Below are 20,441 nucleotides of genomic sequence, written 5' to 3' on the forward strand. Positions count from 1 at the left end.
GGGCACAACAAAAAAGCCACCTGACTGGTGGCTTTTGCAAAAAAATGAACGCGCTTGGCCACCTAACGAAGGAGTAGTAGGTTTAGGCCTAGGAGTCGGTTATTGGTGTTCATATTCATCTTTTTGCTCTTTATTGAAATGGATATAATCGCAATGCAATATGAAATATTGTTTTTCAAAATGCGTATTTATTATTTATATCATAAATTCAAACTAAAGAAATAAATTTTATTAGAATCCAGTATTAATTTTTATTTCAAAGTGTTTCTCTGATGCTAATAACTGAAATCTGTAATGAATTATGATATTTAACTCTATTTGTGTAAGGTGAGCATCGGCAAAAATGTCGAAACAGTAATTAAATATTAATTTATTTTTGTATATTATTGATTAAATAGTAAAAATTAATTGGCATAATTCCTGCTTAGATAAAAGTTCTTTATGACTCTTTTACTCCCTAGTTAGGGGAAAGGATATCAAATGAACAAAATCAACTCCGTCTGTCCTTATTGTGGCGCTGGCTGCAAAATCAATCTCTGTGTCGAAAATGGTCGCATAATCAAAGCTGAAGGTGCCAATGGTGTCACCAATCAAGGAGAACTTTGCTTAAAAGGACTCTATGGTTGGGATTTTCTTAATGACAATAAACTGCTGACAGCCAGAATACATGAACCCATGATCCGCCGACAAAAAGGGGCTGATTTTGAAATTGTGAGTTGGAATGAAGCGATTCAATATACGGCAAAAAAATTACTGGAAATAAAAGAAAAATACGGTGCGAAATCCATCATGTGTACAGGATCTTCTCGTGGTACAGGGAATGAAACCAACTTTGTGATGCAGAAATTTGTTCGTGCAGTATTAGGTAATAATAATGTCGATTGTTGTGCTCGTGTGTGTCATGGGCCTTCTGTTGCTGGTTTACAAGAAACATTAGGCAATGGTGCCATGAGCAACTCTATTGCTGATATTGAAGATTCAGATTGCTTATTAGTCTTTGGTTATAACTGTGCAGACTCTCATCCCATTGTGGCGCGCCGTGTAGTTAAAGCAAAACAAAAGGGTGCTAAAATCATTGTTTGTGATCCTCGAAAAATAGAAACTGCCAAAATTGCTAACCAATATTTACCATTAAAAAATGGTACAAATATGGCGTTAGTGAATGCATTCGCATATACGCTAATTGATGAAGATCTTTATGATAAGGATTACGTCAGTCGCTATACCGAAGGTTTTGAAGAATATAAAAAACAACTCGCCGACTATAGCCCAGAAGCAGTACAAGATATTGTCGGTATCCCTGCAATTGAAATTCGTAAGGCAATGCGTACTTATGCGGACGCTAAAACAGCCACCATTATGTGGGGAATGGGCGTTACACAATTTGGCCAAGCAGTTGATGTGGTTAAAGGCTTATCTGGTCTTGCATTATTAACGGGTAATTTAGGTAAACCGCATGTTGGTGTTGCACCGGTTCGTGGGCAAAATAATGTTCAGGGTGCCTGTGACATGGGAGTTTTACCAAATATGTTTCCAGGATATCAATATGTCACTGATGAAAATGCGCGTGAAAAATTTGCCAAAGCCTGGAATATCCCTGTTGAACAACTTGACCCCGAAGTGGGATATCGTATTACCGAAGTACCGCATTTAGCCATTGAAGGCAAAGTAAAAGCGTACTACATCATGGGTGAAGATCCGCTTCAAACCGAAGCCGATTTAGGCCTAGTAAGAAAAGGCTTTGAAGCGCTCGATTTTGTCGTGGTTCAAGATATCTTTATGACTAAAACCGCCGAGCAAGCTGATGTGATTTTACCGTCAACCAGTTGGGGTGAACATGCAGGTATCTTTACCTGTGCAGATAGAGGTTTTCAGCGCTTTGAAAAAGCCATTGAGCCACGTGGCAATGTAAAACGAGATTGGGAAATCATTAGCTTACTCGCTACTGAAATGGGCTACCCGATGTCTTATGAAAATAATGAAGAGATCTGGAATGAAGTCCGAGCTTTATGTCCGCTATTTTTTGGTGTCACTTATGAAAAATTGGCGGGTTTAGCGCATATTCAATGGCCTTGTACTAATATCGAAGATGCAGGAACACCTTATTTATATTCAGGTAATCAATTCACCACACCATCAGGAAAAGGGCAGCTATTTGCTACACCATGGCGAGCACCGGCTGAATTGCCGGATGCAGACTATCCAATGATTTTATCTACAGTACGTGAAGTGGGGCATTACTCCTGTCGCTCAATGACAGGTAACTGTAAAGCATTGGCTTCACTTGCAGATGAACCCGGTTATGTTCAAGTTCACCCTGATGTTGCCAAAGAAGCGGGTATTCGTGATCAAGAGATTGTTTGGGTTGAATCTCGTCGAGGTAAGGTTATGTCTCGTTGTAATGTGAATGAGACAATCAATAAGCAAGCGATTTATATGACCTATCAATGGTGGATTGGGGCATGCAATGAGTTGACTCAAGATAATCTTGATCCTGTATCAAAAACACCTGAAACAAAATATTGTGCAGCTAAAGTGATTAAAATAGCCGATCAAAAATGGGCAGAAAGCCAAGTTTCTCAGCACTATCATACAATGCGAAGCCGTTTGATTAACTTAGTAGAGCAAGCAAAAACAGCAGCACATTAAATTGAGTGTTTATTCAAAATAGAAATGGAGACGATTAAGTCTCCATTTTTTTCTCACATCTATTTTATAAAAACAAAAGCAGTTGATTATTTTTGGTTTAATTTGCTTTCTGCTTCTTTTTTCTCTTCTTCTAAGATCTCACGATACCAACGTGGATGGTGCTTTTTCGCCCACCCCCGAGTTACCCAACCTTCAATCATGCTACGAATAGATCCTTTCACCCAGAATGCAGCATAAGCATGAACAAATACCGTTATGATAAGCAAAATAGCTGACAGTGAATGAGCCAGTAAGGCAATGCGAATAACCGGGATAGAGAAATAGTCCGCGAAATAAGGACGCCAAATCATCACACCACTGACTGTAAGCACAATAAGGCTGATACTTAATGTCCAGTAAATGCCTTTTTGACCTAAGTTGTAATGGCCAATATCACCAGCTTCTTCGTTTTGTAGCACTTTGTGGATATTTTTTGCCCATACTAAGTCGTCTTTATCAACAAAGTTATGTTTTAGATATCGAAAAAACATAAAGATAAAGAAGAACACCATCGCAACACCTGCAAAAGGATGCAGTAAGCGTGAAAGCTGTGGTGTACCTAAAATATTCATAAACCAGTTTAGAGATGGAAAGAAAAAGCCCAATCCGCTAAAGGTAGTAAAGATAAAGAAAATCGCCACAACCCAGTGATTAATACGTTCTGAGGCAGTATGACGAAGGATTTTATCGCTTTTCTTCTTCATTATTTCTGCTCCTCTTTATTCACTGAATTTTGTGATGCTTCCATCTCTTTTTGTGCCTCTTCTTCATCTTCTTCTGTGGTGTGGTTAGGGCCAATACCTAAGTAATGGAATATTGCACCTGCAAAGGTGGCTGCAAAACCAACTGCCGCTAATGGTTTCCAAATACCTTTCCAGAATTTAACCGTTGAGCTAATTTCTGGGTTTTCTGGTAAGCCATGATACAAATTAGGTCTATCCGCGTGATGAAGTACATACATAACGTGAGTTCCACCAACCCCTTGAGGGTCATATAAACCCGCATTGTCATAACCGCGTGTATTCAGCTCTGCGACTCGTTCGTTAGCAAGATGCGTCATTGCTTCTTTAGAACCAAAATGAATTGCCCCTGTTGGACAGGTTTTTACGCAAGCTGGCTCTTGACCGACTTCAACACGATCAACACACAGCGTGCATTTATAAGCGCGATTATCTTCTTCATTAATGCGAGGAACATCGAAAGGACAGCCCGCAATACAATAACCACAACCAATACAGTGCTCTGATTGGAAATCAACAATACCGTTAGCGTATTGAATGATGGCACCTTCTGCTGGGCAGGCTTTTAAACAACCCGGATCAGCGCAGTGCATACAGCCATCTTTACGAATTAGCCACTCTAATTTGCCGTTTTCTTCAACTTCAGAAAATCGCATCACGGTCCATGATTTAGCGGTTAAATCCATCGGGTTATCATAAACACCGACGTTAAGACCCACTTTATCGCGAATATCGTTCCATTCTGAACAGGCAACCTGACAGGCTTTACAGCCAATACAGGTAGTAACATCAATCAGTTTTGCCACTTCTTCTTTAAAATCACGTACCTGTGGTGCTGGCGTGAGGGAATTAGTAGCAGAACGACGAATAATATCTTGAGATTGCAATGACATCAGTTTCCCCTTATGCCTTTTCGATATTGACTAAAAACGCCTTATATTCAGGTGTGAATGAGTTTGCATCACCCACAGATGGCGTTAATGTATTGGCAAGGAAACCTTTACGTGTTGCTCCCTCAAAGCCCCAGTGACAAGGAATACCGATAGTATCAACAACTTTGCCATTTATCGTTAGAGGTCTAATACGCTTAGTCACCACGGCTTTAGCTTTGATATAGCCACGCTTAGCGCTGACTTTAACTTCATCACCTTGAACAATGCCTTTACGTGAAGCAAGTTGTTCACCAATTTCAATAAATTGATCCGGTTGTGCAATGGCATTAATTAATGAGTGTTTTGTCCAGTGACGGAACAACTCAGTAATTGAGTAGGTTGTTGCCACATAAGGGAATTCATCTGCTTTACCTAAATGTTCAGCATCGTAGCTGTATAAGCGAGCAACAGGGTTACGAGAAACTTTCGGGTGCAGAATATTATCTTCTGTTGGCGATTCAAACGGTTCGTAGAATTCAGGGAATGGACCATCAGCCATTTTATCAACCGCAAACAAGCGTCCCATACCTTCGGGTTGCATAATAAAGGGACCTACACCACTATTAGGCGCGGCATTACTATAATCTGGTACATCAGGGCCAACCCATTGATTACCATTCCATTTGATAAGCTGACGTTTTTCATCCCAAGGCTGACCTTGTGGATCAACCGATGCGCGGTTATATAACACTCGACGGTTTTGTGGCCATGCAAAAGCCCAACCCGGGGTACAACCTAATCCGGATGGATCAGCGTTATCGCGGTTCGCCATTTGGTTGCCTTTTTCGGTCCAGCAACCGGAATAAACCCAACAGAAACTTGCCGTTGAGCCGTCTGATTTCAGTTGATGGAAACCATCAAGTTGTTGTCCTTTTTTAAACAACAATTTGCCTGTTTCATCATAGATATCTTGCAGAGCTTGACCATTTGCTTCTTTCGCCACTTCTTCTGGCTGTGGATCGTAAGGGTCAACGTAGTTCCAAGAGAGATTCATGATAGGCTCAGGACATACGCCACCTTCTTCACGATAAAGCTCGCGCAGACGCATTAATAAATGCCCTAAAATTTTACCATCATGCCATGCTTGTGCAGGTGGTTTAGCACCAGCCCAGTGCCATTGTAGCCAGCGGCCTGAGTTTGCAATCGAGCCATTTTCTTCAGCAAAACATGAAGAAGGTAAACGGAAAATTTCAGTTTGAATATCTTTTGATGAAACTTCATTCATTTCGCCGTGATTTTGCCAAAAATTAGAAGATTCAGTCACGAGTGGATCAATGACAACCATATATTTCAGCTTGGCTAATGCGGCACTACATTTATTCTTGTCGGCAAAAGCGGCTAATGGGTTAAAGCCTTGAACGATATAACCATTCATTTTGCCATCAATCATTAATTGGGTTTGTGCCATGATGTCATAGCTTTTATCCCATTTTGGTAACCAGTGATAACCCCACTCGTTTTGTGCTGTTGCATGTTCACCCCAGAAGCTTTTTAGCAAGCTAATAAAGAAATCAGGCGTTCTTTTCCAATAGTTAACTTGGTCTGCAACCACGGCTTTTGGTGTGACTTGGGATAAATAAGTTTCTAATGATGTCTGTTTTTCATTAGGAAGAGGCATATAACCTGGTAGGTTTAATGATAATAAGCCCAGATCACTATAACCTTGAATATTCGAGTGCCCACGTAACGCATTCACACCACCACCCGGCATACCCACGTTACCTAATAATAACTGGATCATACCTGCTGCACGGATAGTTTGAGCGCCACCTGTATGGTGTGTCCAACCTAGGGCATACAAAATAGTTGAGGTTCTGTCTTTTACACTGGTAGACGCAAGCGCTTCACAGATATAGGTGAAATCTTCTAAAGGTGTGCCACAAAGAGTGGTAACAATCTCAGGGGTATAACGTGAAACGTGCTGTTTTAAAAGATTCCACACACAACGAGGATGTTGCAGTGAATTATCTCTTAATGCTAAACCATTCTCATCAAGTTCATAGTGCCATGAGGTTTTATCATAGTTTTGATTTTCTTTATCAAACCCACTGAAAAGGCCTTCATCAAAGCTAAAATCTTCACGCACAATTAAAGAAGCATTGGTATAGGCTTTCACATATTCATGCTGAATTTTATTGTGTTCGATAAGGTAATGAATAACACCTAATAAGAATGCAGTATCAGAGCCAGCGCGAATAGGAGAGTAAAGATCGGCAACGGCAGCACTGCGGTTAAAACGGGGATCGACAACGATAACCTTCGCATTGTTCTTAATTTTAGCTTCGATAACCCATTTAAAACCGACAGGGTGCGCTTCAGCAGGGTTACCGCCCATGATCAGTACAACGTTAGCGTTTTTAATATCAACCCAGTTATTGGTCATTGCGCCACGACCAAAAGTTGGCGCTAATGCTGCGACGGTTGGCGCATGGCAAAGTCTTGCCTGACAATCGATAGCAATCATGCCTAATGAACGGGAAAATTTATTATCTAAAATTCCAGTTTCGTTACTGGCAGCAGAAGAACAAAGCATACCGGTTGTCAGCCAGCGGTTAACTTCCTGCCCTTTTTCATTATGGGTAACAAAGTTTTCATCACGATCTTTTTTCATCAGACGGGCGATTTTATCAATCGCTTCATTCCATGAAATGCGCTCCCACTTATCAGAGCCAGGTCTACGATATTCAGGATATTTCAGGCGATTTTCACTATGGATATAATCGACAAGCCCAGCACCTTTCGGGCATAAAGAGCCACGGCTAACAGGATGATCAGGGTCGCCTTCAATGTGATAAATACTTTTATCGACATTCTTTGCGCCATCCCCAAGGCTATACATCAAAATACCGCAACCTACAGAGCAATAAGTGCAGTTATTACGAGTCTCGACTGAACGTAATAATTTATATTGGCGAGCATTCGCAATAGATACTTCAGGTGCCAAGCCGAGTAATGCAGCAGATGTGCCTGCCATACCGCCAGCACAGATCTTAAAGAAAGACCTACGACTGATTTGCATCAGTGTCTCCTTGATAAATTGATAAATAACATCCGTCCCGGGCGTTTAAAAAACGTCCAGTAAAGATACGATTTCATTTTTCAATCATTCAAGACAGACCTGAGTATCGTTTTGTGAACTCAATGTGATGAACTACTACTTAAAATGACGAGGAAATTATAACGAGTAAAAAAAATAAATCCATAGTAACAATATGGATAAATAATTGTATAAAAAATAACAAGATGAGGTGAAATTACCGAAGAACCATAACCTTTGATTCTTTTATGTACAGATTATCTGAAATGGGATTTTTATATAAAAAATAAGGTACTTCTAATGTGGATTAATTGGCTATTTTATTTTGCACCTTTATTGACTAAATAATAACTAAAATTAAATATTTTTTGTTTTATCTATCTTTATTTGAGCTTCTAAATAAAAACACATATACGGCATCGCTTTCTCACTAAGAATAATTACTTAAAATAAATTTACTTATTTTAAGTGTAATTAATAAGATGATATTGCCGTTTGTCACTAATTTAATGATTACTTCTCAATGTTATTTATTTGGTCTTTAATATAACTAATTGATATTATTAAATTAATATTAATCTCGCCTTTGAGTGGTAACGATAAGGACATTTATTTTTAAGAAAAATGACATTGATTAATTTAAATACTAATATTAAATTTAATTAAACAAACTTAGCGGGATATTAGAAAGACTTTTATTATTGAGCTTTATAAAGGGAATATTTATGAGCGTAATAGATATAGCAAAAGTAAATTTATCACATAATCGCTATCAGCTAGCCATAAAAGGCAATAATATTCCTATGGATGTGGAGTATTTTTTTGGCGATGAAGCAATTAGTGAAATTTACTCTTATCATGTTACTTTTACTTGCCAAGAACATGATTTACAGCCCTTAAATTTATTACGCAAAAGTACAACGCTTACTTTTTTACCTCCTCTTAACATAGACATTAGCACACTAACTCAATCACCTTTTTCCAAACGTATTCATGGTGTAATAACAGACTTTCAGCGTTTATCAGGCTCTAAAGACGAAGCGCGATATCAGTTAATTATTCAGCCTCGGTTTTCTTTATTGCGCCATCAAATTAGAACTCATCGCTTTTTTATTAATCTTTCAATACCAGACGTGATTAAAAAAATTCTTGAAGAACATGGTTTTGAAAACTGGGAATATGAATTTGCTCTTAAGCATGAATATCCTAAGCGTGAGCAAATAAATCAAATTAACGAAAGCGACTTACAATTTATTGAGCGATTATTAAGTGAGATTGGTGTTTTTTATACTTTTCAACTTCATGAAGAAACGCAAACGGAAGTGATTCACTTTGGGGATAAACAAAGCCAATATCAATTTGAAAAACAACTTCCTCTTAATAGCCCCTCAGGGATGAGTGATAGTGGTGTTGAAAGTGTTTGGGGATTATCTTTACGCCATCAAGTGGTTGAACACAGCGTAATAACCAAAGACTACAACCCTCGTTTATCACAAGATACGTTACTTTCTGCTGTTAGTGATATGACAAGAGGCGAAGGTGATGGGAGTAACTATGGTGATGTCTATCATTATCGTGCGCGTCATTTAACGCGAGGGGATAAGCTTATTCCTGAAGCTGAAACTGCCAACTTTTGGGCGCGTTTAGATCATGAACGTTTTTTATCGCAACAGATACAATTAAAAGGTAAAAGTAGTGCATCAGATTTATCACCATTACTGGTGCTAAATATTAAAGACAATCAACAACCCTCAACACTTCCTCTGATATTTCAATCATCTATTTTATTAACTCAACTGCATTTTGCTGGTGGGCGTGATAAAGCCTTACAAGTCTCTTTTGATGCAGTACCTTACAGTGAAACCTTGTGTTGGCGTCCCAAACTCAAACCTCGTCCTGTGATCGCGGGCACTATGATGGCTCGGGTATCAAGTGCGAAAGACAATGATATTTATGCCCATCAAAACGAGGATGGATATTATTGGGTTTGCTTCGATGCTGACCGTGATAATCATGAAAAGAAAACAGGCTATGAAAGTATGCCCGTTCGTTTGGCGAAACCTTATGCTGGTGATACCTATGGAATACATTTCCCTTTAATTCAAGGCACTGAGGTTGCCATTGCTTTCCATGAAGGTGATCCCGATCGTCCTTATATTGCCCATGCATTACACGACTCTCGTCATCCTGATCATATTACTGATAAAAATAACACTCGAAATATTATTCGCACGCCAACAAATAACAAATTGCGAATGGAAGATAAACGGGGTGAAGAACATATTAAATTAAGTACAGAATATGGTGGAAAAACTCAACTTAATTTAGGTCATCTTGTTAATAGTGGACGTGAAAAACGGGGTGATGGTTTTGAGCTACGTACAGATAGTTGGGGCGCAATCCGTGCAGGTAAAGGGTTGTTTATTAGTACAGATTTGCGGGCTAAAGCTTCATCAGAGCAACTTGATATTCGTGAAGCACAGCAGCAATTAGAAGATGCGTTACATTTAGTTTCGTCCTTAAAAGAAGCTGCTGAAATTGCTAAAGCGGAATTAGCCGATCTTGCGGCACAGCAAAAATTATTAAGCCAGTCGATTGATGAAATGAAGCAAGCGGCGATGGTATTAAGCTCACCTATGGGTATTGCACTTACATCACCCAAAACGGTGCAATTAAGCAGTAATGAAAATATTACGATATCAGCACAAAGGCAGACAGATATTTCTGTTGGTAAAAAAATTACTTTAGCAGCAGGTGAGGTGATTAGCTTATTTGCCCAACGAATGGGCATTAAGGCTTTTGCGGCACAAGGGAAAGTCGAGTTACAAGCGCAAGGGGATGAGATGCATTTATCTTCCTTAAAAGATATGACTGTGACAAGTCACGCAGGTAAAACCATTATTGCGGCAAAAGAAGAGTTATTATTGACCTGTGGTGGTGCATTTATTCGTTTAAAAGGAGGGCAAATTGAATACGGTAGCCCGGGTAATCAAACCGTTAAAGCGAGTAATTGGATTGTTGATGGCCCCGACCGTATGGATATTAATCACCCTAATTTTCCTCAATCGATACCCAAACAATCCCTTCGTTTCCAATTAAGTTCTTCACCATTAAGCCCAACTAAAGTCCGTGCATTCGAGCCTTATACGCTCTATGCCAATGGTGCGTTATTAACCAAAGGGCTAACGGATAAAAACGGTAATATTTTTATTGAACATGAAATTACCACTGAAAAATACCGTATTGAATTAATTGATGGCGAATGCTTTGACATCAATATCGTTAATGATGGGGAAGAGCGTGAACAAGATGAAATCTCAAAACAAGGATTTAGAACCCTAGCGCCATCCTCTCAGATGATAGATAAGCAATATGCGGGCAGCACACATCAAAATATATTTCATCAATTACTCAATGAACTCCGATCAGGGAAGAGTAAAAAATAATTAAGGTGATGATATGACAAAAGAGACTACGCCACTAAAAACACCACAAATCATTAATTTGGTACCTTCTCAAGGTGCTAGCTCTGTTATTACAAATGAATGGTTTATTCGCGAAGGATATCCCCCTGTGGCAGCAGGATTTGCGCCTCTTATTAATGGTGAAAGAACTTTTAAAGCATTAGCCAATGCGATTAAGGAAGCCAATAAAAGTATTAATATTGCTATATGGGGATTTCAAGCCTCAATGTGTTTTACCCGAGTAGGAACAAAAAAAGGTTCTGAACGAATTGGAGAACTACTGAAAGATGCAGCCGAACGTGGGGTAACTGTGCGACTTTTAGTCTGGTTTAGTGAACTAGGAAACCGATTTGATCCTCAATTCCCTGGTTGGGACGCATACAGTACAACTCGCACGGATAAAAATATTTTTGGTGAGTATGTTGATGGTTATGGCGCACAAGGAAAACGAGTTTCTTATGAAACTAAAAAAGATTATGAATATGATAAAAAATGGCATTTTGACGTCAAACACCAAAATATAGGTTTAGATAAAAAAACAGGTCAGAAAAAACTATTTGTTGAACGTCGAGCTTTTAATTGGGGGAATGATAGGGCATCAGCTCAAGCCCAATTAGAAGAAAACTCGTTTAAAACATCAGGAATACATGAGTTTTTACTTTCTAATTTTCCTACGCATCACCAAAAGTTCGTTATTATTGATTATGAAGAAGCTGAAAATGCCGTTGGTTTTATTCTGGGGCACAATATGGTCTCAGGCTATTGGGATAATGATGCGCATGATGGTGTACGCAAAGAAGCATATGTAGGGCGAGATGGAGATAGACCGTGGCAAGATACATCATCGTGTGTTTGTGGCGGGGTGCTTGCTCATCTTTATCATAGTTTTGAGCACGCATGGATAAAAGATGTTGGTGCTGATTATGACTTAATGCAAGGTTCTGCAATTACAGCAGAAGATCATCAATTGAATTTGGCTCGAATGGAGGTGCTAAATAAAAAATTAGAATTAGACAGCCAATTTCCATTACAACCCACCATGGGACAAATATCCCGCACTCAACCTCAGTATCAAATATTTGAAGTTGAAGAAGTTTATAATAACGCTGTAGCTTTAGCGCGAAATTATATTTATATGGAAAACCAATATTTTCGTTATCCCCCTTTGGCTAAGAAACTAAAAAAAGCGGTTGAAGAAAGGCGAACGGCTGGCTGTAAAGATACTCTTTATTTATTTGTGGTTACTAATACGACAGCCCTAAAAGAAATGGAAGTGGGAAGTTTTAATACTTACCGAATGCTAGATGAGTTAGAACGACCCGATTTAACGCCTAATTTCCATAGAAAAAGTAAAGGTCTTTCTAAAAAAGCTGAAGTAAAAGCAAAAAAAATAGAAGGATTAGAAACGGTGATTTGTACATTGGTTTCACCCAATCCAGATATAACACAAACATCTCTTTGGCAACCGACTTATGTTCATAGCAAAGTCTTAATGGTAGACGATGTTTTTATGACAATCGGTTCAAGCAATATTAATTATCGCAGTATGCGATTTGATAGTGAATTAAATATTAATTTACAAGATACCGATTCAGTCGGATTTATTAAATCAATGCGGGAGTTTTTATGGCAACTCCATTCTGGAGGTATATTTGATAATATAAAAAGAGAGTTTACAAAGTGGAATTTAATTATTTCAAGAAATAAACTAGATAAAAAAACCGAGTCATATATAAAACCATTTCAGCCATTAATTCAATTTTTAGATGAGAATAGATCATGGTCAAAGAAAGAATAATAAATCATTATCAGTTTATTTTTATGTTAATAATTACTCTAAGTTTATTATTTATTTCTGGCTGTGGAGCGAAAAATAAAATGCATGAAAACCTGAAAAATTTCCAATTTACGTGTCTCCATGAGGCAGATGTTTTTCCGCCATTAGATCCTGAAGCCGATACATGGTTTAAACAAGCCGTACAACTAAGCCGACAAGATAATCCCGATTTAAAACGTATTGCTCAACTCTATCGCCAAGCCGCGGAAAAAGATCACTATATAGCGATAGGTAATTTACAGGTAATGATTTCCGAAGGCGATGCAGAGCCGGTTGCAGGTAAATTACCACAAGAAGAAGTCATTGATTTAGTAGAACGTTTAATCAACATGGAGATCCCTTTTGGTTACTACATTATGGGGACCTATTTACAAGAGGGATATGGGGTCGAACAAGATGAAAATGCGGCATTTAGTTATATGTTAAAAGCCGCCATTATGGGTAATCCTGAAGGACAATATGTGATTGGAGATAAATTTATGGATGCCCAAGTACCTGAGCTTTATCGCTTAGATTTAGGGCGAGCAATGCTAGATTGCGCTTCCAAGCAAGGATTTAGTAAAGCTTCTTTTGAGTTAGGATTACACTATGTAGCTGCCGAAAATAATTATACCAAAGCATTATTTTATTTACAGGAAGGTGCTAAACAAGGAAACACATTGAGTTTGTTTTTATTATCACAGTCTTTTAAAACTACAGATATAAATAATAGGCTCTATTATTTAGGACAAAAAATTGATTTAGAACGTGTAAGACGTTATGACCTAATTAGTGATGAAATAGATAATAATCCCCGCGCTAAATTCCCTGATATCGATAAAATTGTTCCTTTACCTCCTGCGCCTTTACCGGAATGGAATGGCACCTTTGAATATAAAAAACAGGCGCAATAATCATGAAGAGTAATGGGCTAAATATAAACAGGACGCAGAAGAGAATAAATAAAATTATCATCGTTAGTGTGGCCTTTTTATTTAGCCTTTTATTATTTGGTTGCCAGTCTGTTCATCAGAACCTTAAAAATTTCCAATTTACTTGCCTTCATGAAGCGGATATTTTCCCGCCATTAGATCCTGAAGCCGATACATGGTTTAAACAAGCTGTACAACTGGATAGACAAGATAATCCTGATTTAATACGTATTGCTCAACTCTATCGCCAAGCCGCGGCAAAAGATCACTATAAAGCTATAGGCAACTTGCAACTGATGGTGTCAATTGGTAAGGCTGAGCCTGTTGCAGGCAAGTTACCACAAGAGGAAGTGATTGATTTAGTAGAACGTTTAATCAACATGGAAATTCCTTTTGGTTACTACATTATGGGGACCTATTTACAAGAAGGCTATGGGGTCGAACAAGATGAAAGTGCCGCATTTAGCTATATGTTAAAGGCTGCCGTGATGGGTAACCCTGAGGGGCAATATGTGATTGGAGATAAATTTATGGATGCCCAAGTACCTGAGCTTTATCGTTTAGATTTAGGGCGAGCAATGCTAGATTGCGCTTCCAAGCAAGGGTTTAGTAAAGCTTCTTTTGAATTAGGTCTCAATTATGCGTTGGCTGAAGGCAATTATACAAGAGCTTTATTTTATTTACAGGAAGGTGTTAAACAAGGGCATACATTAAGTTCATTTCGATTATCTCAAGCTTTTAGAACTCAAGATATTAATGATCGAGCCAATTATTTAGGGCAGCAACTAGATTTAGAACGTGTTAGACGTTATGATTTAATTAGTGATGAAATAGATAATAATCCCCGCGCTAAATTCCCTGATATCGATAAAATTGTTCCTTTACCTCCTGCGCCTTTACCGGAATGGGATGGCACCTTTGAATATAAAAAACAGGCTCAGAAATAAGTAAAAATATGTTGTTTGATTAGTGTTTGATTATTATTGAGGATAAACATATGCGAGCATTTATACGATTAGGCGATAAAACATCACATGGTGGTGAAGTTATTTCGGCATCAGGTTCTGTTGTGTATGGTAAGGCAGTAGCTTTAGTCGGTGATAAAGTTAATTGCCCTAAAACAGGACACGGTATAAATGCTATCTTGCCGGGTAAGACAAGAATAACGATGATTGGTAGAGAAGTTGCATTAGATGGATTTATCACTGAATGTGGTTGTCGGTTAATTTCAAGTCTATCCTCTGCAGGAGAAAAATAGATGATAAGCTGGAATGTACCCAAAATAGAGTATCCCGAAGAGCCTAAAATGCTCAATATTTTATTATGGATATTAATCTGTGGTATTGTCGCATGTAGTGGTTTTTTTATCGGAATTTCTTTATCTACAAATGGCTATTTAGATCCATCTTGGGACAATATTAAACTTATTCTTCTATTCTCTATTATCCCCATGTTCTTTGTGGTACTTATTCGACTACTTGTTCATTTTATTGTTTTATTTAAATATCAATCTATCTGTGAAGAGTTAAATAACTGTTTTTATCAATGGACGGTTTGGGCTGAGAAAAATATTATTTTACTGACATCATCGAGAGTTTCAGAAATTGATGAACAAAATAAAAATATTATTCTTTCTAAATTAACACCAAATAAAAATAATCAATTATTACCTGAACTTCTTAAATCTCGCCCTTTATGGGAAAAAAGTGAAGAAATTACTAAAGCATTATTAACGCCTATATCCAAATATTACCAAGAACATCGTCTCTCAACTCCTATTAATATTCTTTGGCATGTAAATACAGAAAATAGTGATGTTATTGAAATAGATTGGGCTCACGTTATTCAAGAACAAGTCGCCAATTTAGCGTTTAATGTTGCTAAAGTTGAACCATTACCTCAAACACATCTAACTAAATGGCTATCCACTTTATATGATGAGGCGCTAACTGATGAACTCTATATTGTTTTATCCATTCAGTTTGATGTGAACAACGCCAGTGAAGAGGCTTGTTGTTTATTATTATCTTCTCCTTCATTTCCAGAATTAAAAGAGATCTCAAGATATAGTAAATTACTTCGCCCAATTGTATGTGATACAGGTTCTTTATCAGAAGCTTTAGAGACACAATCTGAATTGCAGTTTAAGGGTAAGAATGCACAAGCATTATGGTGCTGCGATTTAAATGAAAAGAATAAAGAAGAAGTCATCATCAATTTTATTAAGCAGAATACAGATTTCTCATTAGAGAGAATTTTTGATACAGAAATGATGTTAGGTAATGCAGGTGTGGCACGATATGCCATGGCAATTTCTTTATCATCACTTGATTTACCTGATCGGCTTTTAGTTTCTCAGTTAGGGAGTAAACTCTATCTTCAGCGGATCAGTTCAAAGTAATCGTGGCGCTATTTATTCAGATAATCTGAGGTACTGTTGTTATCTTAATAGCTAAATGGCGATAATAAATAATGAGAGTTTAAAGACTTTAAGAGGGGCGGAGTGAGTTATTCTTTCTTAACACAAGCAACACTCAAAAAACTGGCAACGGGCAAAATTTGGCAACGACAAGTTAATGATGAAAGTATTATTGATGTCAGCTTAAATGCAGGGAAATTAATGATTTCTCAGCCTGAAATTGAGGAAAGCTTTATTCCTTTTAGTCAAAAACTAATAGTTTATTGTGAACAGCTTGCGCTTAAATTTCCATTTATTGAATTGACTCAACCACAAGAATTTCATTCCACATTATTAACAATTTTTAATCAACAAAATGAGCAGTTTAAACTGCAACGACCCGTATTATTATCGTGGTGTCATGAGATTGCAAAAATCTTTAATCAAATAAAAAGTATCGAAATTTTATTTAATAATGTTGTACTCACATCCAATGGCAGTTTGATATTAACGGGTATCTCAGAGGAATTAACACTTTTTAGGCAGCAAATTTATCAGCAAATCCCAATTGAGAGTGTGCTTCATAAAGACATTATTCATATCACGCTTGGGCGATTATGTGAAAATACGTCATCAGCAGAGATGAAGCAGCTTTATGATGAGCTAGAGCAAAACCGATCATCATTAATACATCATGCGATTAATACCCCAATTATTATTCGACATCCAAAATTTGTGGTAAGTAAAGGTTCGCTTTCATCTGAAGTGCAATTGGGTTTAACGATGGAATTTAATCAGTTATGGCCATTTCGGTGCTATTAATATTAAGTATTAAATGGCTATCCATCTTTTTGTGACTAAAGCGATATGGTTAATTAGTATATAATCCAGCGATTCTTTTTATTCGGATTATGTGTTTGGATTATGAATGTAAAATATCGTGCTGATGTAGATGGTTTAAGAGCGGTCGCTGTTATTCTGGTTATCCTTTTTCATTTGGATAATCGCTTAATTCCATCAGGGTTTATTGGTGTTGATATTTTCTTTGTGATCTCTGGTTTTTTGATTTCACTGATAATTAAAACTTCATTGTCACAAGGTAATTTTTCATTTCGTGATTTTTATAATCGTCGATTATGGCGATTACAACCACTTTATCTTGTTGTATTAATTTCAGTTCTAGTGATTTCTGGGCTTTTTTACCTACCTAGTGATTATTTAGATATTACAAATAGCGAGAAATATGCCTCCGCCTTTCTCTCTAATAAATATTTTGCGAGAGCGACAACCAGCTATGCTGCGCAAGATGCACTCTTTTTACCGTTATTGCATACATGGTCTTTAGCGATAGAGTGGCAATGGTATCTTTTTTTACCTTTTGCACTTTATTTTCTACATAAAATCAATGCAAAAGAAAGGGTTAATCATTTTTATCCGGTGGTGTTAGTCACAGCTATTTCATTTGTTCTGGTGTTTTATTACCAAAAAGATCAACCGAAAAATTACTATTATTTTAGTACGCGGATCTTCGAATTTATGTTGGGAGCTTGTGTTGCCTACTTCCCAATAAAGATAAAACTTAATCGAAGAATAAATGATGTTATTAGCTTAATTGCGCTAGGTGTTATTCTTTGGATCGCATTCCAAAACGATATTATTGCAGGTTATCCGAACCTTAATACGCTGTATGTTTGTCTTGGTGCGGCACTAATTATTTATACCGGACAACATGGAAGTATTATTGAAAAAATACTCTCGTTAAAGCCAATTGTGATCGTTGGGTTATTATCTTACTCACTCTATTTATGGCACTGGCCATTATTTGCTGTTGCACGCTATGTTGGTGTGTTTAATACAGAACTGCAAAAGGGATCGATGTTAGCATTAACCTTATTGCTATCGATTAGCTCTTATTTTCTGATTGAAAAACCGTTTAGAAGAAAGCGTTTAACCTTTAAATATTCCATCACTTTCTTGTTAATTGTTCCTATTTTATTCGCTTTAGGGCTAAATGTATTGAATGAAAGATACCAAGGTATTGGAGCAAGGCTTGGTCAAAATTACGTTAATTTAGAAGCTAAGTTGAATCAGTTTGATTATCCCAATCGAACTAAATGTATGAATTTTGAAGCCACTGATCCAGATAAAATGTGCCATATTGGTGAAGTAGGAAGTCAGAAAAAAGCCTTTTTATTTGGTGATTCTCATGCAAATCATTATTGGGGCTTTATGGATATTTTGGGTAAAGACGCCAAGATAGATGTATATGCACAAGCAACTTCATCGTGTATTACGCTTCCTAATATTTATCTTTATGACTGGTCTAATCATAAAAATACAGTTTATCAACGTTGTTACGATCAAACGGCGAAATATTATCAACTTATCAAGAATAGCCACTTCGATTATGTAATATTTGGGCAAGTTTGGAATAATTACGCGTCAAATCATGTCATTAATAAGATAGGTGATGTTAGAACCGTTGAAGAGTCTCGCAAACGCGTTGAGAAAGCGATGCGTGAAGCGCTTGATATAATTATTGCCACAGGAGCTAAGCCTGTTTTTATTAAAACAGTTAATTCTATGCCAAGTGGTTTTATGACCTGTTTTTATGAAAATGCAAAATTAAGAAAGGATTTTGCAGATAATAACTGTAACCCAAAAAACTATAAAGGTGAGGGAAACACATGGATGAATCAGTTATTTGTTAAGTTAAAAAAGGATTATCCAACTTTAATTATCATCGATCCTAAAGATGTGCAGTGTGATAAAAATATCTGTCTAACCGATATAGAAGGTGTGCCAGTGTATCGTGATGTGGGACATATTACAGACTATGCTTCAACAATTTTTGGCATGATGTATTTAGAACGTTTTGGTAATCCGTTAAAATATAAAGAGTAATAACTAAATTTCTGTTAAGGCAATGCCCGATAAAATAAACGATTTTATCAGGCGTTGCCTTATGATCATGATAATAGGTTTAGAAAATTGAGATATGGTATTTAAATTTCAATATTATTAGCTTTTATCCAAGCGCTAGTTTTATTTGTTGTGCAATGCGTTCAATTACAGGTACTACAACACTATTCCCTGCTTGTTTATATAAATTAGCATTACTCATATCTTTGGGTAATTTATAGTCAGCAGGGTAACCTTGAAAGTTAAAGCACTCTCTTGGTGTGAGCTTTCTGATGGTGTTCAAGTCACAATATGTATGAATTTTTTATATATTTCGCTATCTTATTTTGATAATTGATGAATTATGGCTAATATAATTAGCCATGTGAATTAACTAATCAGGTTTTATGATGCAGCGAAAAGATGAAGTATTTGATTACATAAATCTAATCTAGTTGTTGGAAATGCATATAGTAAAAATGAAGCTCTAGTAACAGCTAATGTAAGACCTCTGAATAAAAAAAATAATAAAGAAATAACAGGAGTTACTAATTTTAATAATTGTATTGTTCTGTTTGTTACTTTGGATAAAAGAAGTAAAGAAAATAGTCATAAATATAATGATATATTTCTTGATAATGGAAAGAAGCTTCATTGGGAATCACAGAATACAAACACCATCACAACACCTCATATGAAAAGAATTTTCTCGGGTGAAAACGTTATTTTATTTGTTCGGATACATGAAAAAATAAAAAGTAGTAGTCAGCCTTTTATTTATATTGGTCGCCTATCTTATATAGAACATTATGGGAACAAGCCAGTTCAGGTTTTGTATAATGTTCTCGATTATCAGGAAAAACCAAATAAGGCGTTAAGTGCTATTTATGCTTGGGAAAAGATAGACACTTTAGATATTGATACTGAATTACCTCAGATATTGAAAAAAGAAAAGTCAAGCTATCAGGGGCGAGTTACTGACATTAAAAAGAAAAAGACAATTGAGCTTTATGCAATGAATAAAGCAAAAGAAGATTACCAACAGCAGGGATTTGAGGTATTAGATACATCTTCTAATAGCCCTTATGATTTAGAATGCCATAAAAATGGTATCTTTAGGCGTGTTGAAGTTAAAGGTACAACGACAGAAGGTAACGCAGTTTATGTTACTAGTAATGAAGTGGTATCAGCACATTCAGATGAGTGTGAAACAGATTTATATATTGTAAATAATATAAATATTTTTTTACAAGAAGATGGTAATTACTATGCTGATGGTGGTTTAGTTAATATCATTGAAAACTGGAAACCAGAAGAAAAATGTTTAGAAGCTACAGTCTATCGTTATCATCTTAATAAAAAATAATCCCATAGTTTATGACACAATAAATAGTAAGAAAATTAGCTATAGATGAAATGTAATTATAACCGAGTAATGGTAAGAATCTTATCAAGATTATACTAATTAATTGACAATTTATGTGTTTTTGTTTTGTGGTGTTTGAGTTGGCGTCCAACTAATAAAAAAGTGCG

Annotated in this window: 14 protein-coding genes and 1 pseudogene; 11 read left to right on the plus strand and 4 right to left on the minus strand. The window is 36.7% G+C overall.

Annotation, left to right across the window (positions count from 1 at the left end; genetic code table 11):
• The first annotated feature begins 480 nt into the window (after positions 1 to 480).
• Complete coding sequence (gene fdhF / locus GWI68_RS12285; RefSeq protein ID WP_166540467.1) at positions 481 to 2,649, plus strand: formate dehydrogenase subunit alpha; 2,169 nt, start codon at positions 481 to 483, stop codon at positions 2,647 to 2,649.
• Between the two features lie 86 nt (positions 2,650 to 2,735).
• Here the strand turns inward: fdhF and fdoI are convergent, their stop codons facing one another.
• The 3 genes from fdoI to fdnG are packed head-to-tail and all read right to left on the minus strand — an operon-like array spanning position 2,736 to position 7,379.
• Positions 2,736 to 3,395, minus strand: a complete 660-nt coding sequence (gene fdoI, locus GWI68_RS12290) for a formate dehydrogenase cytochrome b556 subunit (protein ID WP_166540489.1) — start codon at positions 3,393 to 3,395, stop codon at positions 2,736 to 2,738.
• A complete protein-coding gene (gene fdxH, locus GWI68_RS12295; RefSeq protein WP_166540468.1) occupies positions 3,392 to 4,321 on the minus strand; it encodes a formate dehydrogenase subunit beta in 930 nt (309 codons plus the stop codon). Before fdxH ends, fdoI begins: the two co-directional genes overlap by 4 nt.
• A gap of 10 nt (positions 4,322 to 4,331) precedes the next feature.
• A complete protein-coding gene (gene fdnG, locus GWI68_RS12300) occupies positions 4,332 to 7,379 on the minus strand; it encodes a formate dehydrogenase-N subunit alpha (protein WP_166540469.1) in 3,048 nt (1,015 codons plus the stop codon).
• A 743-nt stretch (positions 7,380 to 8,122) separates the two neighbouring features.
• Between fdnG and vgrG the strand changes: the two genes are divergently transcribed.
• From vgrG to GWI68_RS12340, 8 genes are all read left to right on the plus strand, one after another.
• Positions 8,123 to 10,843, plus strand: a complete 2,721-nt coding sequence (gene vgrG / locus GWI68_RS12305) for a type VI secretion system tip protein VgrG (RefSeq protein ID WP_166540470.1) — start codon at positions 8,123 to 8,125, stop codon at positions 10,841 to 10,843.
• Between the two features lie 13 nt (positions 10,844 to 10,856).
• Positions 10,857 to 12,659 carry a phospholipase D-like domain-containing protein gene (locus tag GWI68_RS12310; protein WP_166540471.1) on the plus strand — a complete coding sequence of 601 codons (1,803 nt, stop codon included), beginning with the start codon at positions 10,857 to 10,859 and terminating at the stop codon, positions 12,657 to 12,659.
• An 80-nt stretch (positions 12,660 to 12,739) separates the two neighbouring features.
• Positions 12,740 to 13,591 (plus strand): DUF6396 domain-containing protein, encoded by an 852-nt coding sequence (locus GWI68_RS12315; RefSeq protein WP_243733379.1) that lies wholly within the window; start codon positions 12,740 to 12,742, stop codon positions 13,589 to 13,591.
• A 2-nt stretch (positions 13,592 to 13,593) separates the two neighbouring features.
• Entirely contained in the window at positions 13,594 to 14,556 is a 963-nt protein-coding gene (locus GWI68_RS12320; protein ID WP_208105184.1) for a DUF6396 domain-containing protein, read from the plus strand.
• A 50-nt stretch (positions 14,557 to 14,606) separates the two neighbouring features.
• Positions 14,607 to 14,867 carry a PAAR domain-containing protein gene (locus GWI68_RS12325; protein WP_166540473.1) on the plus strand — a complete coding sequence of 87 codons (261 nt, stop codon included), beginning with the start codon at positions 14,607 to 14,609 and terminating at the stop codon, positions 14,865 to 14,867.
• Positions 14,868 to 16,010, plus strand: a complete 1,143-nt coding sequence (locus tag GWI68_RS12330) for a hypothetical protein (RefSeq protein WP_166540474.1) — start codon at positions 14,868 to 14,870, stop codon at positions 16,008 to 16,010.
• A 102-nt stretch (positions 16,011 to 16,112) separates the two neighbouring features.
• Positions 16,113 to 16,829: a hypothetical protein gene (locus GWI68_RS12335; RefSeq protein ID WP_166540475.1), complete on the plus strand. Its 717-nt coding sequence runs from the start codon at positions 16,113 to 16,115 to the stop codon at positions 16,827 to 16,829.
• Between the two features lie 102 nt (positions 16,830 to 16,931).
• Positions 16,932 to 18,911 carry an acyltransferase family protein gene (locus GWI68_RS12340; RefSeq protein ID WP_166540476.1) on the plus strand — a complete coding sequence of 660 codons (1,980 nt, stop codon included), beginning with the start codon at positions 16,932 to 16,934 and terminating at the stop codon, positions 18,909 to 18,911.
• Between the two features lie 124 nt (positions 18,912 to 19,035).
• Here GWI68_RS12340 and GWI68_RS12345 read toward each other — a convergent pair whose 3' ends face one another.
• The gene (locus tag GWI68_RS12345) at positions 19,036 to 19,212 is read right to left on the minus strand and encodes a DNA cytosine methyltransferase (RefSeq protein WP_109395992.1); all 177 of its coding nucleotides are present in this window, start codon (positions 19,210 to 19,212) and stop codon (positions 19,036 to 19,038) included.
• A gap of 150 nt (positions 19,213 to 19,362) precedes the next feature.
• Here GWI68_RS12345 and GWI68_RS20450 point away from each other — a divergent pair.
• A pseudogene (locus GWI68_RS20450) lies at positions 19,363 to 19,704 on the plus strand (DUF3427 domain-containing protein); the annotation flags it as partial.
• 144 nt (positions 19,705 to 19,848) lie between these two features.
• Positions 19,849 to 20,274 carry a DUF3883 domain-containing protein gene (locus tag GWI68_RS20455; RefSeq protein WP_347877530.1) on the plus strand — a complete coding sequence of 142 codons (426 nt, stop codon included), beginning with the start codon at positions 19,849 to 19,851 and terminating at the stop codon, positions 20,272 to 20,274.
• The last annotated feature ends 167 nt before the right edge of the window (positions 20,275 to 20,441 follow it).

The sequence above is a fragment of the Proteus sp. G2669 genome (assembly GCF_009915245.1).
Taxonomy (GTDB): Bacteria; Pseudomonadota; Gammaproteobacteria; order Enterobacterales; family Enterobacteriaceae; genus Proteus.

Excerpts from the sequence above, each read along its gene's own strand:
- GWI68_RS12340 (WP_166540476.1), top strand. The coding sequence starts at position 16,932 with ATGAATGTAAAATATCGTGCTGATGTAGATGGTTTAAGAGCGGTCGCT.
- GWI68_RS12330 (WP_166540474.1), top strand. The coding sequence starts at position 14,868 with ATGATAAGCTGGAATGTACCCAAAATAGAGTATCCCGAAGAGCCTAAA.
- GWI68_RS12320 (WP_208105184.1), top strand. The coding sequence starts at position 13,594 with ATGAAGAGTAATGGGCTAAATATAAACAGGACGCAGAAGAGAATAAAT.
- fdnG (WP_166540469.1), bottom strand. The coding sequence starts at position 7,379 with ATGCAAATCAGTCGTAGGTCTTTCTTTAAGATCTGTGCTGGCGGTATG.
- fdxH (WP_166540468.1), bottom strand. The coding sequence starts at position 4,321 with ATGTCATTGCAATCTCAAGATATTATTCGTCGTTCTGCTACTAATTCC.
- fdhF (WP_166540467.1), top strand. The coding sequence starts at position 481 with ATGAACAAAATCAACTCCGTCTGTCCTTATTGTGGCGCTGGCTGCAAA.
- GWI68_RS12310 (WP_166540471.1), top strand. The coding sequence starts at position 10,857 with ATGACAAAAGAGACTACGCCACTAAAAACACCACAAATCATTAATTTG.
- GWI68_RS12325 (WP_166540473.1), top strand. The coding sequence starts at position 14,607 with ATGCGAGCATTTATACGATTAGGCGATAAAACATCACATGGTGGTGAA.
- GWI68_RS12315 (WP_243733379.1), top strand. The coding sequence starts at position 12,740 with ATGCATGAAAACCTGAAAAATTTCCAATTTACGTGTCTCCATGAGGCA.
- vgrG (WP_166540470.1), top strand. The coding sequence starts at position 8,123 with ATGAGCGTAATAGATATAGCAAAAGTAAATTTATCACATAATCGCTAT.